At 61.9% G+C, this 13,436-nt stretch carries 11 protein-coding genes, 7 tRNA genes and 1 other RNA gene; all 19 read right to left on the bottom strand.

Features of this window, described 5'->3' with window-relative positions:
- Positions 1-6: 6 nt before the first annotated feature.
- Positions 7-1,266 carry an ATP-dependent Clp protease ATP-binding subunit ClpX gene (gene clpX, locus VIG32_02405; GenBank protein HEY8296855.1) on the bottom strand — a complete coding sequence of 420 codons (1,260 nt, stop codon included), beginning with the start codon at positions 1,264-1,266 and terminating at the stop codon, positions 7-9.
- A gap of 30 nt (positions 1,267-1,296) precedes the next feature.
- Positions 1,297-1,905, bottom strand: a complete 609-nt coding sequence (locus VIG32_02400) for an ATP-dependent Clp protease proteolytic subunit (GenBank protein ID HEY8296854.1) — start codon at positions 1,903-1,905, stop codon at positions 1,297-1,299.
- Positions 1,906-1,966: 61 nt separating this feature from the next.
- On the bottom strand, positions 1,967-3,262 hold the full coding sequence (tig, locus tag VIG32_02395) for a trigger factor (protein ID HEY8296853.1): 1,296 nt from the start codon (positions 3,260-3,262) through the stop codon (positions 1,967-1,969).
- Positions 3,263-3,389: 127 nt separating this feature from the next.
- A tRNA-Gly gene (locus VIG32_02390) sits at positions 3,390-3,461 on the bottom strand.
- A gap of 24 nt (positions 3,462-3,485) precedes the next feature.
- A tRNA-Leu gene (locus tag VIG32_02385) sits at positions 3,486-3,567 on the bottom strand.
- A 125-nt stretch (positions 3,568-3,692) separates the two neighbouring features.
- Positions 3,693-4,583 (bottom strand): hypothetical protein, encoded by an 891-nt coding sequence (locus VIG32_02380; GenBank protein HEY8296852.1) that lies wholly within the window; start codon positions 4,581-4,583, stop codon positions 3,693-3,695.
- Between the two features lie 117 nt (positions 4,584-4,700).
- Positions 4,701-4,772 (bottom strand) — tRNA-Lys (locus VIG32_02375).
- Positions 4,773-4,776: 4 nt separating this feature from the next.
- A tRNA-Lys gene (locus VIG32_02370) sits at positions 4,777-4,849 on the bottom strand.
- A 98-nt stretch (positions 4,850-4,947) separates the two neighbouring features.
- Positions 4,948-7,740 (bottom strand): bifunctional diguanylate cyclase/phosphodiesterase, encoded by a 2,793-nt coding sequence (locus tag VIG32_02365; protein ID HEY8296851.1) that lies wholly within the window; start codon positions 7,738-7,740, stop codon positions 4,948-4,950.
- Positions 7,741-7,812: 72 nt separating this feature from the next.
- Positions 7,813-7,889 (bottom strand) — tRNA-His (locus VIG32_02360).
- A gap of 9 nt (positions 7,890-7,898) precedes the next feature.
- Positions 7,899-7,974, bottom strand: a tRNA-Arg gene (locus tag VIG32_02355).
- A 100-nt stretch (positions 7,975-8,074) separates the two neighbouring features.
- A tRNA-Pro gene (locus VIG32_02350) sits at positions 8,075-8,148 on the bottom strand.
- Positions 8,149-8,206: 58 nt separating this feature from the next.
- Positions 8,207-9,067, bottom strand: coding sequence for a GNAT family N-acetyltransferase (locus tag VIG32_02345; GenBank protein HEY8296850.1), 861 nt, complete (start codon positions 9,065-9,067; stop codon positions 8,207-8,209).
- A complete protein-coding gene (locus VIG32_02340; protein HEY8296849.1) occupies positions 9,060-9,656 on the bottom strand; it encodes a non-canonical purine NTP pyrophosphatase in 597 nt (198 codons plus the stop codon). Before VIG32_02340 ends, VIG32_02345 begins: the two co-directional genes overlap by 8 nt.
- On the bottom strand, positions 9,653-11,482 hold the full coding sequence (gene lepA / locus VIG32_02335; GenBank protein ID HEY8296848.1) for a translation elongation factor 4: 1,830 nt from the start codon (positions 11,480-11,482) through the stop codon (positions 9,653-9,655). Before lepA ends, VIG32_02340 begins: the two co-directional genes overlap by 4 nt.
- 3 nt (positions 11,483-11,485) lie before the next feature.
- Positions 11,486-11,770 carry a YggT family protein gene (locus tag VIG32_02330; GenBank protein ID HEY8296847.1) on the bottom strand — a complete coding sequence of 95 codons (285 nt, stop codon included), beginning with the start codon at positions 11,768-11,770 and terminating at the stop codon, positions 11,486-11,488.
- 13 nt (positions 11,771-11,783) lie between these two features.
- Entirely contained in the window at positions 11,784-12,722 is a 939-nt protein-coding gene (locus tag VIG32_02325) for a M23 family metallopeptidase (protein HEY8296846.1), read from the bottom strand.
- Positions 12,719-13,216 (bottom strand): DUF4446 family protein, encoded by a 498-nt coding sequence (locus VIG32_02320; GenBank protein ID HEY8296845.1) that lies wholly within the window; start codon positions 13,214-13,216, stop codon positions 12,719-12,721. Before VIG32_02320 ends, VIG32_02325 begins: the two co-directional genes overlap by 4 nt.
- Before the next feature lie 29 nt (positions 13,217-13,245).
- Positions 13,246-13,344, bottom strand: an RNA gene (gene ffs / locus VIG32_02315) — signal recognition particle sRNA small type.
- Between the last annotated feature and the right edge of the window lie 92 nt (positions 13,345-13,436).

Here is a 13,436-nt window from a genome sequence, read left to right as displayed (position 1 = left end):
GGGTGGTTAGGCGGGCATGTCTTTTTGGCGTTCGCTGTAGATGAGCGTCGGCGCTTCTTTCTTCTCGATGACTTCTTTGTTGACGATGCATTTCTTTACGCCGGTGAGCGACGGCAGGTCGTACATGACGTCGAGCATCGTCTCTTCGAGGATCGAACGCAGGCCGCGGGCGCCCGTCTTGCGCGATTGTGCGCGCGTGGCGATGGCGATTAGCGCTTCTTTCGTGAAGGTTAGCTCGACGCCGTCGAGCCCCATAATCTTCTGGAATTGACGGACCAGCGCGTTGCGCGGTTCTACGAGGATGCGGCGCAGGGCCAGTTCGTCGAGCGCGTCGAGCGTAACGACGATCGGCAAGCGGCCGATGAACTCCGGAATCAATCCAAACTTGAGCAAGTCTTCCGGCATAAGCTGCTGGAGCAGCTTCCCGATGTGCAGGTTCTTCTTGCTCTCCGGTGCGGCGCGGAAGCCCATGTTGTTCGAAGCGACGCGCGATTCGATGATTCGCTCGAGCCCATCGAACGCGCCGCCGCAGATAAAGAGCACGTTGGTCGTATCGATCTGAATGAACTCTTGATGCGGATGCTTGCGCCCGCCCTGCGGCGGAACGTTGGCCGTCGTGCCCTCGAGAATTTTTAGCAGCGCCTGCTGCACGCCTTCACCGGAGACATCGCGCGTGATCGACGGATTCTCGCTCTTGCGCGCGATCTTGTCGATCTCGTCGATGTAGACGATGCCCTTCTCGGCCCGCTTTACGTCGTAGTCCGCAGCTTGGATGAGTTTGAGCAGAATGTTCTCGACGTCTTCACCGACGTAGCCCGCTTCGGTCAACGAGGTCGCGTCGGCCATCGCGAGCGGGACGTCGAGAATCTTCGCTAGCGTCTGAGCGAGATAGGTCTTGCCGGAGCCCGTCGGGCCGACCAGCAGGATGTTCGACTTCTGCAGCTCGACGTCGTCGGCCGAGGTACCCATGTTCACGCGTTTGTAGTGATTGTAAACGGCAACGGCGAGCGATTTCTTCGCGCGTTCTTGACCGATCACGTACTGGTTGAGAATGTGATTGATCTCTTTGGGCTTGGGGATGTTCCGCAAGCGCAGGTTTTCATCGACGTTCTTGTAGAGCTCTTCTTCGATAATCTCGTTGCAAAGCTCGATACATTCATCGCAGATGTACACGCCAGGACCTGCGATCAACTTGCGCACCTGCTCCTGCGATTTTCCGCAGAAGCTGCACTTCAGCTGACCTTTTTCGTCTCCGAAGCGAAACATATCCCTGGTGTACTTGCCCTTTTCTGTCGACTAGGCCGGGGTAGCCAGAGACGACGAGTTCTCGATGATCGTGTCTATGATACCGTAATCTTTGGCTTCCTGCGCGGTCATGTAGAAATCCCGCTCGATATCCTTGAGGATCTGCTCGATACTGTTCTTGGTCGTCTCCTCGTAGATCCCCGCCAGCATCCGGCGCGTCGCGATCAGATCGCGGGCGTGGATCTCGATATCGGTGGCCTGGCCGCCGACCTGCTGGACCCACGGCTGGTGGATCAGGATCTTGGAGTGCGGCAGGGACATTCTCTTCCCCGGGGCGCCTCCGGTGAGCAGAATCGAGCCCATCGAGGCGGCCATGCCGACACAGATGGTCGCGACGTCGGGTTTGATGAAGCGCATCGTGTCGTAAATCGCGAGCCCCGCGGTCACGCTGCCGCCCGGACTGTTGACGTACATGTCGATGTCTTTATCCGGATCTTCCTTTTGGAGGAAGAGCAGCTGCGCGATGACCAGGTTCGCCAGGTGGTCGTCGATGGCGCCGCCGACGAACACGATCCGATCCTTGAGCAGGCGCGAATAAATATCGAAGGCGCGTTCGCCGCGTGCGCTCTGCTCGACGACCATCGGAACGAGATGACCCATTATGTGTAGTTCTCCCTGGCGTTACGGTTCTTCTGCATCCCGTAACTACGACGGCGCGGTGCTAGTTGCTTTTTTCCTTAATCGACGCGTTGTCGATAAGAAATTCGACCGTCTTATTCCTTACGATACCGTCCATCAAGGATAGGACGTTGTTCCCAAGCGCCTGCCGTATGCGGTCGATGGGCTGCCCGTATTGCTCGGCGAGGCTCTGCAACTCCGCCGAGATATCGCCCGGGGTGGCGTTGATTTGCTCGGATTTGGCGATCGCCTCGAGGATGAGCGTGCCCTTCACGCGCTGCTCGGCGTCCTTGCGGTACTCCGCCCGCAAGTCGTCTTCGGTCTTGCCGACGGCCTTGAGATAGTCTTCGTACGAAACGCCCATGCGGGTTGCGAATCCGCCCGTATCCGAGAGCATCTGGTCGATCTCGCGCAGCACCAACACCTCCGGCAACGGAAACTCGTGAGTGCCGACGAGCTTCTCGACGACCGCGTTGCCCAGCTCGCGGCGCGCCTTTTGCTCCGAAATCACCTCGAGCCGCTTGCGGATATCGTCTTTGAGCGCTTCGACCGACTCGCTCTGCGAGACGGACTTGGCGAACTCATCGTCGACGACCGGCAGCTCGTGTTCCTTGACCTCGTGGAGCGTAATCGTGAAGACCGCGGTCTTGCCGGCGAGTTCTTCCTGTTGGTATTTCTCCGGGAAGATCGCCTCGACGTCCTTGGTCTCGCCGGCCTTCATACCGGCGATGCCGGTCGCGAAACCGGGGATGAAACGCTCCTCCGCGAGTTCGGTAGCCTGTCCCGTGGCCGTGCCGCCTTCGAAGGGCGTGCCGTCGATTTTGCCTTCGTAGTCGATGGTAACGACGTCGCCGAGTTTCGCCGGGCGCTCCGCCGGAACGAGCGTGGCGCGGTCCCGGGCGAGGGCCGCCAGGCTGCGCTCCACGTCGTCGTCGCTCACGGTAGAGGGCTCGCGCTCGAGTTCCAGACCGCGATACGTGACGAGCTCGATCTGCGGACGGACGTCAACGACGGCCTTGATCCGGGTCGGCTTGCCTTCTTCTTGCGGAAGCAGCTCCATCTTCGGGCGGTCGATTGGATCGATATCGTGCTCGCGCACCGCTTTGGCGTAGACCTCCGGCACGACGTCTTCCATCGCCTGGCTCGTGATGGTCTCGGCGCCGTAGGTCTGTTCGAACACCTTGCGCGGCACCTTACCCGGACGAAAGCCGGGGAGCTTCGCGTTCTTCGCCAAGCGGCGAAACGCGCGGTCTTCGGCGGCTTTCAATTCGTCGGCCGAGATGGGGATCTCGAGCTCCACCTGCGTGGGCGCGAGCTGCGTGAGCGTAGACGTAGCGATGATAGATTCTCTCCGAGAGCACTCTTGCCAAAACGGGGGGTAGCGGGAATCGCCGGAGGGGGACCCCGCGGGCTCCGCCCGTGGGGGGCGCGCAGGCGCTTGCGCCGCAGCGCCGGTTAAAGAAATCAGCGGAAGACGAGATTCGAACTCGCGACCCTCGCCTTGGCAAGGCGATGCTCTACCACTGAGCTACTTCCGCACGCGCTTCGCGCCGATGGTAACGTGGGCAAGCCGAGACTCGAACTCGGACGGGTTGCCCCACTGGAACCTAAATCCAGCGCGTCTGCCAGTTCCGCCACTTGCCCTGGACGCCGATATAGCGTGGCGACCCCGATAAATATAACGCCTCGGGCGCGATTCCTCCGCGCTTTGGGAAAATCTTTACGCGATCGCTCGATTCGAGTAACCACGGTGCGACGAAGGTCTGGATCTACTGTGGTTCGCGGAGCGCCTGGCCGGACGTCGTCTCGAGATTCAATTCCAACGGCATATTCGCGAGCGGATCCATCGCTTCGAATGCAATCGAGATATTCGAATACGCCCGCGCGTGCGCGTTCAATGTCGCCGTCGTCGACTCGGTTGCGATAATCGGCGCGCCGTCGAGTTGCGTAAACGTCACCGTCCACGGTACGCCGGCCGCCGGCCCGTCGGTAAAATTCCCGTCGCTCGTCAAACGGTCGGTCATAAACGATCGATCGTCGATCCACAACTCGCGCAGCCGGTACTTCTTCGGCTCGTGCGTCGGACGCAGCGATAGATGATAGTCGAGGTGCCCGTCGATCGGTTCGATTCCGTCGTAGGTCATCACGTAGTTTCGTCGCATCGCTTCCACGTCGCCGATGACCTTTAGCCCGCCGTTTGCCGGTCGCGCCGTCGGACGCGGTGCGGGATCGTGAAACTGGCGGCGTATGGCGGCCACGAGCGCCGCCGGATCTTTCGTGCGGCCCGGCACATACGACGCGATGCCGAACGAATAATTGGGCGCGAGTTCCGGTATGCCGAGATAATCTACCGGCTCCTCGGGCTTACTCACCCCTATTCCCATGATATTGAAATTGACGCCCGTCGGCGCCACATGAGGGTGCGCGCGCTGTTCCTCGCTGACGCCGTCGACTCGCACGAGATCGGATGTCGCGTCGTAGAGCGAGTTGTAGTGACTGCTCTTCGCGACGCCGTTTTCATCGACTCGGACGACGATATTGTAACGCACGTACGAAGGATATACGGCTTGCTCCCACACCAAACGCGCCGCATTAAATATGCCGTAAGGATCGCGCGCGGCGCTCGCCGGGGCCGAAACCGAAGCCATTGCCAAGATCACGTGCCGCACCCCCTTCGAAGCGTATATACCCCTACAACGCGCGGAACCGACCGAGCGGTTCCACTCATTGCTCGCAAAAAGCCCCGATTCGTTACGAATCGAGGCTTCTGGTAAACGTGCACCGCGAAGGACTCGAACCTTCAACCAATTGATTAAGAGTCAACTGCTCTACCATTGAGCTAGCGGTGCGTTCTGCGCCCTCCGGGACTCGAACCCGGGACCAATAGATTAAAAGTCTACTGCTCTACCAACTGAGCTAAAGGCGCAACCGACTTAGTCTAACGAGGATCGCGCACTTTTTCAAGTACCGAGGACGGGCCTACTGATACGCGCGGGGCGAGGGGACGTCCTGCTCGCCCCCGCCTCATTCGGCCGCCCGGCGCGGGATCGTGCCAAAGAGCTCCGGATGCATGGCCTCTAGCTCCTCCGCGGCGACCGCGTGCGAATAGAAGAATCCCTGCGCGTAGCGACACCCGGCGTTTCGCAGGACGTCGCGCTGGCGCTGCGTCTCGACGCCTTCGGCCACCACGCGCACGTCGAACGATTCCGCCAGAGTCATCAGCGTTCGAACGATCGGCTCGCTCGCGATCTCGCCATCCGGGCCCGCCACAAACGAGCGATCGATTTTTATCGAGTCTACTTTGAATTGCTGCAGGTAGCGCAAGGACGAGTATCCGGTTCCAAAATCGTCGATACACACTTTGAATCCGTGCCCGCGCAAACGCTCGACGATTTCGTTCGATCGCGTTCCCGCATCGAGAACGACGGTTTCGGTTATCTCGATCGTGAGATCTTCGGGACTCACGCCGAATTCGGCGATCGTCTCCAGCAGCGATCGTTCGAACGAACGATCGACCAGTTCGCCGGCCGAGACGTTGACGTTAAGCGAAAACGCTTGCCGCGCTACCGTTGGAATGCGTTTCCAGCTCCCGAGCTGTTGGCAGGCGGTTCGCAAAACGTACAGGCCGATCGGGGCCGCGAGCCCCGTCTGCTCGGCGAGCGGCATGAACTCGGCCGGCAAAACGACCCGGTCGGGCGATTGCCGCCAGCGAATGAGCGCTTCGCAGCCGGCGAGCGTTCCGTCGATCAGACTCACGATGGGTTGATAGTTCAGGAAGAACTCTCCGCGTTCGAGGCCCAACCGAAGGTCCGTCGTCAACTGGAGGCGCCGCCGAGCGCGCGCGTGCATCTTTCCGTCGAAGACGGCGAATCGCGAACCGCCGTCACTTTTGGCGTGCCGCATGGCGATGTTTGCATCGCGCATCACATCCTCGGCACGCGCGTACGCGCTCGAGGCAACCGCAATGCCGATACTGGGCGATACGAAGAGGGCGCGAGCACCGATCGCGATCGGCGTTCCCATCGCCGCGAGCACGCGCACCGCTACTTTTTCCACCTGCGCGATATCGCGCAGCGGCCCGACGAGCAGGGCGAATTCGTCGCTCCCGAGGCGGCTGACCACGTCGTCGGGTTCGACCGCGGAACGCAGGCGTTGGGCGACGTGCTCGAGCACGAAATCGCCCGCGTCGTGGCCGAGGCTTTCGTTGATGTCTTTGAAGCGATCGAGGTCCACGATCAACGTTGCGAAGAAGCGATCGGGCACGGCCTTCATCGCGACGAACCGTTCGCGAAGCTTCGTTTCAAAGAGGAGCCGGTTCGGCAGGCCGGTGAGCGCGTCGTGCATCATATCGTGCAGGATGCGCCGCTCGTTGCGCTTCAGAACCGACACGTCGCGGAACGTGCAAATGGCGAACTGCGAGATTCCGTGCGGGTCGTTAACGAGCGAAAGTGTGGAGACGGTCCAGACTTCGGCGCCGTCCGGCGCGACGACGCGTCCTTCGAATTCGAAGAGATCGCGCTCGCCTTGCATTAACTCCCGAAACTCGCGCTCGTGGCCGGCTAGTGCGTTCGCGCCGGTCTCGCCGTAGACGGTACGAAACACCGTGTTGGCGTCGACGATCTTGCCGTCGCGATCGAAAATGGCGATTCCGATGGCGGCGCCTTCAAAGATGGCGCGAAACTGCGCTTCGGAGAGCTGCAAGGCACGCTCGGCTTTTTGAAAGGCCAGTTCCGCCTCGAGCCGCTTCGAAAGATGCTGGGCTTGACGGCGCGCGTCGCGTTCGCGCCGCAGTCGCGCCTCGGCGATGAAGAGCATCATTCCGATTAGAAAGATCGCCGCCAGGATCGCGGAGAGGTACAGGTACCGATTGTGGACGCCTTCGATTCGAGCCCGGCGTGCCAGCGTCGCATCGAAGAGTGCGAGCAAATCGTAGTCGACTCGCGTCCCCGCGACCAGCGCCGCGACCGCGCGCGCGTGGATCGCCGCCGGATCGCCGAGCGGGCGAAGCCGGTCGCGCACGCCGGAACCGGCGAGCGCGCGAAAGGCGTCGCCCGCACGTTCGTACGATTGCGCGGCCGCGGCGGTCTCGAGCACATCGCTCGACGGCACGCTCGAGACGGCGCGTGCGTTCGCGAGAACGCTCGGCAGATCGTCGGCCGTGAGATTGTAGTCGCTCTCGGTAAGCGTCAGGAGGATCGCCAACTCGTTGCGATCGGCAATGCCGATCGAGCCGGTGACGACGGCGTTCTGCGCGATTAGATCGGAATGCGCGACTTCGTTATAGGCACCGGGCAATTTCGCAAAGAGCATATCGGCGAGGTTTTGCGCGTCGCTATTGGGATCGTACGTCAGACCCGAGCGGTTTTCTACCGTCAGATAGAGATCTTCGATCGCGCGCACGAGACGCGCCGTACCGGCGGCGGAGGAGGGATGGCGCTCGCGGCGCGCCGCCAGCCATGCGGCGCGCGTTCGTTGCGCGCTCGCGCCGAGATCGAGTGCGGCGCCCGGACCGGCCGCAAAAGCCGTCACGGCGGCCATCTCGCCGTCGATCTGCCGCCGCAATCCCGGCTCCGGTTGCGGACGCACGAGCGCCAGACTGTCGCGATAGCGCTCGGCGTCGGCAAACAGCGGCCGAAGTACGCGCGCGTACGCAATCGCGACCCGCTCTTGTTTGAGCGTGCGAACGTCGCCGCCCGCGGCCGAGTCGGAACGCTCGATCTGCACGACCGCAAAAAAGAACAGCACCGCCGACGCGACTGCCAAGGCGGCCCCGGCGATCTCGCGCCAGTGACGCGCGGGGGCTCTGCGGCGCTCCATCCTCGTAGCGTTGTTCCCCAAACGAAAACGACCCGCTCGATTCTCGTCGAAGCGGGTCGTTTCTAGAGAGATTGGGGTGGCTGACGGGACTCGAACCCGCGACCTCTGGAGTCACAGTCTAGCGCTCTAACCAACTGAGCTACAACCACCACGTATCTTGGCGCGCCCGGAGGGAATCGAACCCCCATCTTCGAGTTTAGAAGACTCGTGCCTTATCCATTAGACCACGGGCGCACGATTGACCCTCGGTTCGCGTCGTTACCTCGACTAGAATACCACGCCCGCGCAACCGGTTTTAGCTCACCGGCCCTCCGGAGCGTTCTGGATGGACCTATCGGGACGACAGGATTTGAACCTGCGACTTCTGCGTCCCAAACGCAGCGCTCTACCAAACTGAGCTACGTCCCGACAATCCGTCCTCTGCTTTCGAGCCGCGCCCCCGATTCCTTCGAGACCGCGCGCCGGTTCAAAACAACAACGGGTGGAATCCCACGTAGCGTGTGAGATCGAGCAAGCCCGCATCGCATGCGAAGAGGCGGACGGCGTCGATCGTGAGGCCCGCGCGCAGGGCCGCTCGCATCACGCGAACGTTCGTTCCGGGAACGAGCGCGGTGCACCAGGTCGCGCCGAACGTTCGATCGAGCATCACGAGCGCATACGCGAAGAATTGGACGAGATACGCGGGCGAGGCGCTTACCATCGGCCCGATGCTGCCGTTGGGCCACACGTAAGCGTAGCCGACGAACTCGTCACCGAGCCGAAATCCGATGCCTTGACCGCGCTGCGCAAAATACGTGTGATCCAGCGGCCGGGCGGTCCCACGCACCTCGCGATCGAGGGCGCCGAGCGCTTGCCGGTCGCGTGCCGGATCGATGGGTTCGGCCGAAAAGCGATAGTCGCCGGCGGCCATGCGCGCGAGGTCTTCCTCCGGCGGGAGGGCGCCGGCAACGCGAACGACCGGTGCCTGGAGCGAAACGCCGCGCCCCAGGAAGAAGGCGACGCCGCCGAGTTCGTGCGGATCGAGCAGACCGCTGCGACTCACGTCGCCGGCGTCGCGCGCGACCTCGACGAGCAGCTTCCGGCCGATGCCCTGCCGCACAAAGCTCGGCTCCACAAAAAGCTCGCTCAGAAACCACTCGTCCTCGAGCGGGTGCGCGATGGCGATGCCGATCGGCGTGCCCTCGTCCTTTGCGACCCACGCGCCGTTGGGCGCGAGCTCCGCCAGGTCGGCGTAGAGCTGCCGCGCGTGATCGTCGGGCCAGCGGCGTTGCGCGTAGTAGGCGACGTCGTCGCCGCTCGCGGGCAGAATCAGCGCTTCGCTAGACACGTGCGGCGAGTCTTGCGAGCAGCGCATCGGCCGCGCGGCGACGATGACTGATGCGGTTCTTCTGCGCATCGTCGAGCTGTGCGAACGTCACGTCCGCCGGCGGATAGAGAAAGATCGGATCGTATCCAAAGCCGAAACGACCCTGTTCGCTCGCCGCGATCGCCCCGTCTACGGTCGCTTGCACCTCGATTTCCACGCCGTCGCCCAGAATCAGCGCCATGGCGCAAACGAAGCGGGCGTTGCGCGCCGTTTCGGGGATTCCGCGCAATTCTTCGAGCAAGAGCGCGCGACGCTGCGGCCAGCTCGCGCCCTCACCGCCGTAGCGCGCCGAAAGGACGCCTGGACGCCTCTGCAACGCATCGACTTCGAGCCCTGAGTCGTCGGCGAGTACGGCGCCGGCGATCCCGGCTGCTCGCAGTTGCGCGTGAAGCGCGCGCGCCTTGAGCATCGCGTTTTCTCGATAGCTGCGGTCGCCCTCGACGACGTCGGCGTACTGCGGATAGGTTTCGAGTTCGAGCGACGAACCCGCGAAGATCGCGCGCATCTCGGCGAGCTTGCCTTCGTTTTTGGTCGCGACGAACGTCTTCAATCTTCCAGGCGCAGAACGGCCATGAACGCTTCCTGCGGCAAGTCGACCCGACCGACGCGCTTCATGCGTTCCTTACCGACCTTCTGCTTCTCCAAGAGTTTTCGTTTGCGCGAGATGTCGCCGCCGTAGCATTTGGCGAGCACGTTCTTGCGCATCGCGCTGACGGTTTCGCGCGCGACGACCTTGCCGCCGATGGCGGCTTGAATCGGCACTTCGAACATCTGTCGCGGAATTAACTCTTTGAGTTTTTCCGCCAGCGCCCGGCCGCGGTTAGGCGCTTTCTCCCGCGCCACAATAAACGAGAGCGCGTCGACCGGCTCGCCGTTGAGGAGAATCTCGAGCTTAACGAGGTCGCCTTGACGGTAGCCCACCATCTCGTAGTCGAGCGACGCGTAACCCTTCGTGCGCGACTTGAGCTGATCGAAGAAATCGACGATCACTTCGATCAGCGGCATCTCGTAGGTCAGAATGACGCGGCCGTCGTGGAGGTACTCCATGTTGTCGAGCGTACCGCGCCGGGCTTGCACGATCTCCATGATGCCGCCCACGTAATCGGGCGGAGTCATGATCGTCGCTTTCACGTACGGCTCCTCGATTTGCTTGATCAAATTCATGACCGGAAGCTTCGAAGGGTTATCGATCATCTCGATGCGGTCGTCGCTCATCGTTACGCGGAAGACGACCGATGGCGAGGTAGCGATCAGATCGAGCGTGTAATCGCGCTCCAGTCGCTCCTGGACGATCTCCATGTGCAGCAGGCCCAGGAAACCGCACCGGAATCCGAAGCCGAGCGCCACGGAGGTCTCGGGCTCGAACACGAGCGCGCCATCGTTGAGTTTGAGTTTGTTGAGCGCCTCCCGCAGGTCGTCGTACTCCACACCTTCGTTTGGATAAAGACCGCAGAAGACCATCGGCACGGCCTTGCGGTACCCGGCGAGCGGAACGTGCGCCGGGTTGTGCGCCTCGGTGACCGTATCGCCGACGTCGATGTCGCCGAGCGACTTGATGTTGGCGATGACGTAGCCGACGCTGCCCATGTCCAGCTTCTTCGTCGGAACCATGTGCGGGCTAAAGACGCCCACTTCGGTACACTCGAAGACGTGCTGATGCGCCATCGACATGAACTTCGATCCCGCATGCATCTCGCCGTCGACCACGCGAACGTAGCTCACCACGCCGCGATAGGCGTCGAACTGCGCGTTAAAGACGAGCCCGCGAAGGTGATCGCTATGCCCTTTCGGCGGCGGAATGCGCGCGACGATTGCCTCGAGAATATCTTCGACGCCGACGCCGTTCTTGGCGCTTGCGAGAATGCAATCGCCCTTCTCGATGATGAGCAGTTCTTCGACTTCGCTCATCACGCGATCGGGGTCCGCGGCCGGCAAGTCGATCTTGTTGATCACCGGAATGATCGTCAGATCGTGTTCGACGGCGAGATGATAGTTCGCGAGCGTCTGCGCCTCGATGCCTTGCGCCGCATCGATGATCAGCAGCGCGCCTTCGCAGGCCGCGAGCGATCGCGACACCTCGTACGAAAAATCGACGTGCCCCGGCGTATCGATCAGATTGAGCTGATACACCTCACCATCGCGCGCCGTATAGTTGAGCGTAACGGGATGCATGCGAATCGTGATCCCGCGTTCGCGCTCGAGATCCATCGCGTCGAGCGCCTGGTGCTCCATATCGCGCATCGCAACGGTCTTCGTCATTTCGAGCAGTCGGTCCGAAAGGGTCGTCTTGCCGTGATCGATATGCGCGATAATGCAGAAGTTGCGAACCTTCGTCGCGACCCCCGTTCGATGGTCGGGCTTGGCTATGGTCGTCAAGAGTTAAAAATAACAGGCGTTAAATGCGAGATGCGCGACGAGCGGACGAACGACGAAGTTGATGATCAATATCACGACCAAAAACGACAGATCGAATCCGCCCATCGGGGGAATGATGCGGCGCAGCGGCGTCAGCAGCGGCTCCACGAGCATCGCCAGATACATCGTCCAGCGACCGCGCAGATCGGGCAGCCACGAAACGACCGCGTAGGCGAGCAGGATGAGCGTGTAGATCCAAATGACGGTCGAGAGGCCGTTGTAGAAAGAGCAAAGCAGACCAGCGTTCACGCAGGCCTCTGTTCTATGGAAGCGACGCTAACACTTTCGAGGGCACGCCGTTTAGATACGGGGCCGGGTCGACCGCCTTGCCGTCGAGCATCACCTGGTAATGCAGATGGGGACCGGTCGAAAATCCGGTCGAGCCGACGAGCGCGATGGATTGATTCTTATAGACGCTCTGGCCGACGTGCACGTCGATCTGCGAGAGGTGGGCGTACCACGTGTGATAGCCGTTCCCGTGATCGATATCGACCTTCTTACCGTAGCCGCCGTCCCAGCCGGCGCTCACGACCGTTCCGGCCGCGGCCGCGTGGACCGTATCGCCGTAATTCGCCGCGAGATCGACGCCCGGATGAAATTCGACGTCCGGCGAGGTGCGATAGCAGAAGCATCCGACGATCGGCGCGCCTTCGACCGGATCGATCGATGGGATCGAAGCGATCAACCGCGCCCGCGTGAGACTCTGCAAGTGGCGGATATTCAGCACGTGCATCGTCAAGCGGCGAAGCACGTTCGATTCCTCAACCGTCTGGGCCGAAGCCGCCGAGAGCATCTCAACGTGGCGGGCGACGAGCGAGACCAGCGGACGATTGCCGTGCATGGCCACCCGGCGCCCCCGCGTGCGACGATCGCTCGTCTTGGTCGGCTTGGCTCCAATTAATTGCCGAATCTCTTGATTCTGCTTCTGCACCTTTTGCAATTGGCTGCGGATGCTCGTGGTCTGGTGGTCGATCGTCCGCAGCTGGTCTCCCTGCTTGCTCGTGAGCGTCTGCAGCTGCGCGACCTGCGCGTGCGCTCGAACGATCTGCAAGGCGCCGAAGCCCAGCGAGCCGGCGACGAGGACGGCCAGCACCATCGCCGCCCCAATGATATGGCGCCGCGTCACCTCAAACCGGTGTACGGTCTCGCCTCGTTGCGGAACGACCTTAATAAAATAGCGTTCTTTAATTGCGATCTTCATCGTTTGTCTGCAGCTCCACGGGCTTGAGCGATGGCGCTGAGTTCTTCATCCGAAGCGTGGACGAGCGGCGCGAACTTCTCGACCGCTTTGCCATAGGTTCGCGTATCGGAGCGAGAGTAAAGGCTGCTCAGGACGACGCCGTCGCCCTCTCGATTAAGAAGGGCCAGGGCATAAGACAATTCCGAACTGGTATCATCGTACGCGTCGTACCGGACGAAACCGGTGCGCGAGAGATCCGTTCGGGCCAGCAACTCGAGTTCGCTTGCTCGCCGCTCGAACCTCTCGACTCGTTCGGCCAGGCCGCGGCTCGCCTCTTCTAATGAAGAGAGCCTCCCCGTGCCCGGTACCCCACCGGTCCCCAGCAGTTCGTCGTGGGCGGCGAGGGGAGCTTGGATGCGGCGCATCGCCGGCGCGATAAACGCGACGTGGTATATGGCAAGGGCGATAATCGCCCCCGCGAAAGCGGCTAAGGCCGCGACAAAAGTCGGCTGCATACGTTGTTTAGAGGATCGAAAACCACAACGGAGGTCAGGTGGATCGCGGCACCCGTAAGGGCTCGCTTACCGTTGCTACCTTCCGGTCCTGGCGGGGTTCACGAGGTTACGCCGCGCGAAGCCCAACCTCCGTCATGGCTCTGTGAATGATAGCACGGGGCTCCAAACGCCCCGCAAGCCGCCCTAGTCATACCCCCGGGGGAAACGGGGACCGGCCGTG

The sequence above is a fragment of the Candidatus Baltobacteraceae bacterium genome (genome assembly GCA_036559195.1).
GTDB lineage: Bacteria > Vulcanimicrobiota > Vulcanimicrobiia > Vulcanimicrobiales > Vulcanimicrobiaceae > JALYTZ01.
Note: the sequence above shows the minus strand (reverse complement) of the source record. Positions and strands in the feature narration are given on the sequence as shown.

Bases quoted from the DNA above. Each gene is read 5' to 3' on its own strand.
- clpX (HEY8296855.1), bottom strand. From the start codon at position 1,266: ATGTTTCGCTTCGGAGACGAAAAAGGTCAGCTGAAGTGCAGCTTCTGC.
- VIG32_02400 (HEY8296854.1), bottom strand. From the start codon at position 1,905: ATGGGTCATCTCGTTCCGATGGTCGTCGAGCAGAGCGCACGCGGCGAA.
- VIG32_02365 (HEY8296851.1), bottom strand. From the start codon at position 7,740: ATGGAGCGCCGCAGAGCCCCCGCGCGTCACTGGCGCGAGATCGCCGGG.
- VIG32_02325 (HEY8296846.1), bottom strand. From the start codon at position 12,722: ATGAAGATCGCAATTAAAGAACGCTATTTTATTAAGGTCGTTCCGCAA.
- VIG32_02320 (HEY8296845.1), bottom strand. From the start codon at position 13,216: ATGCAGCCGACTTTTGTCGCGGCCTTAGCCGCTTTCGCGGGGGCGATT.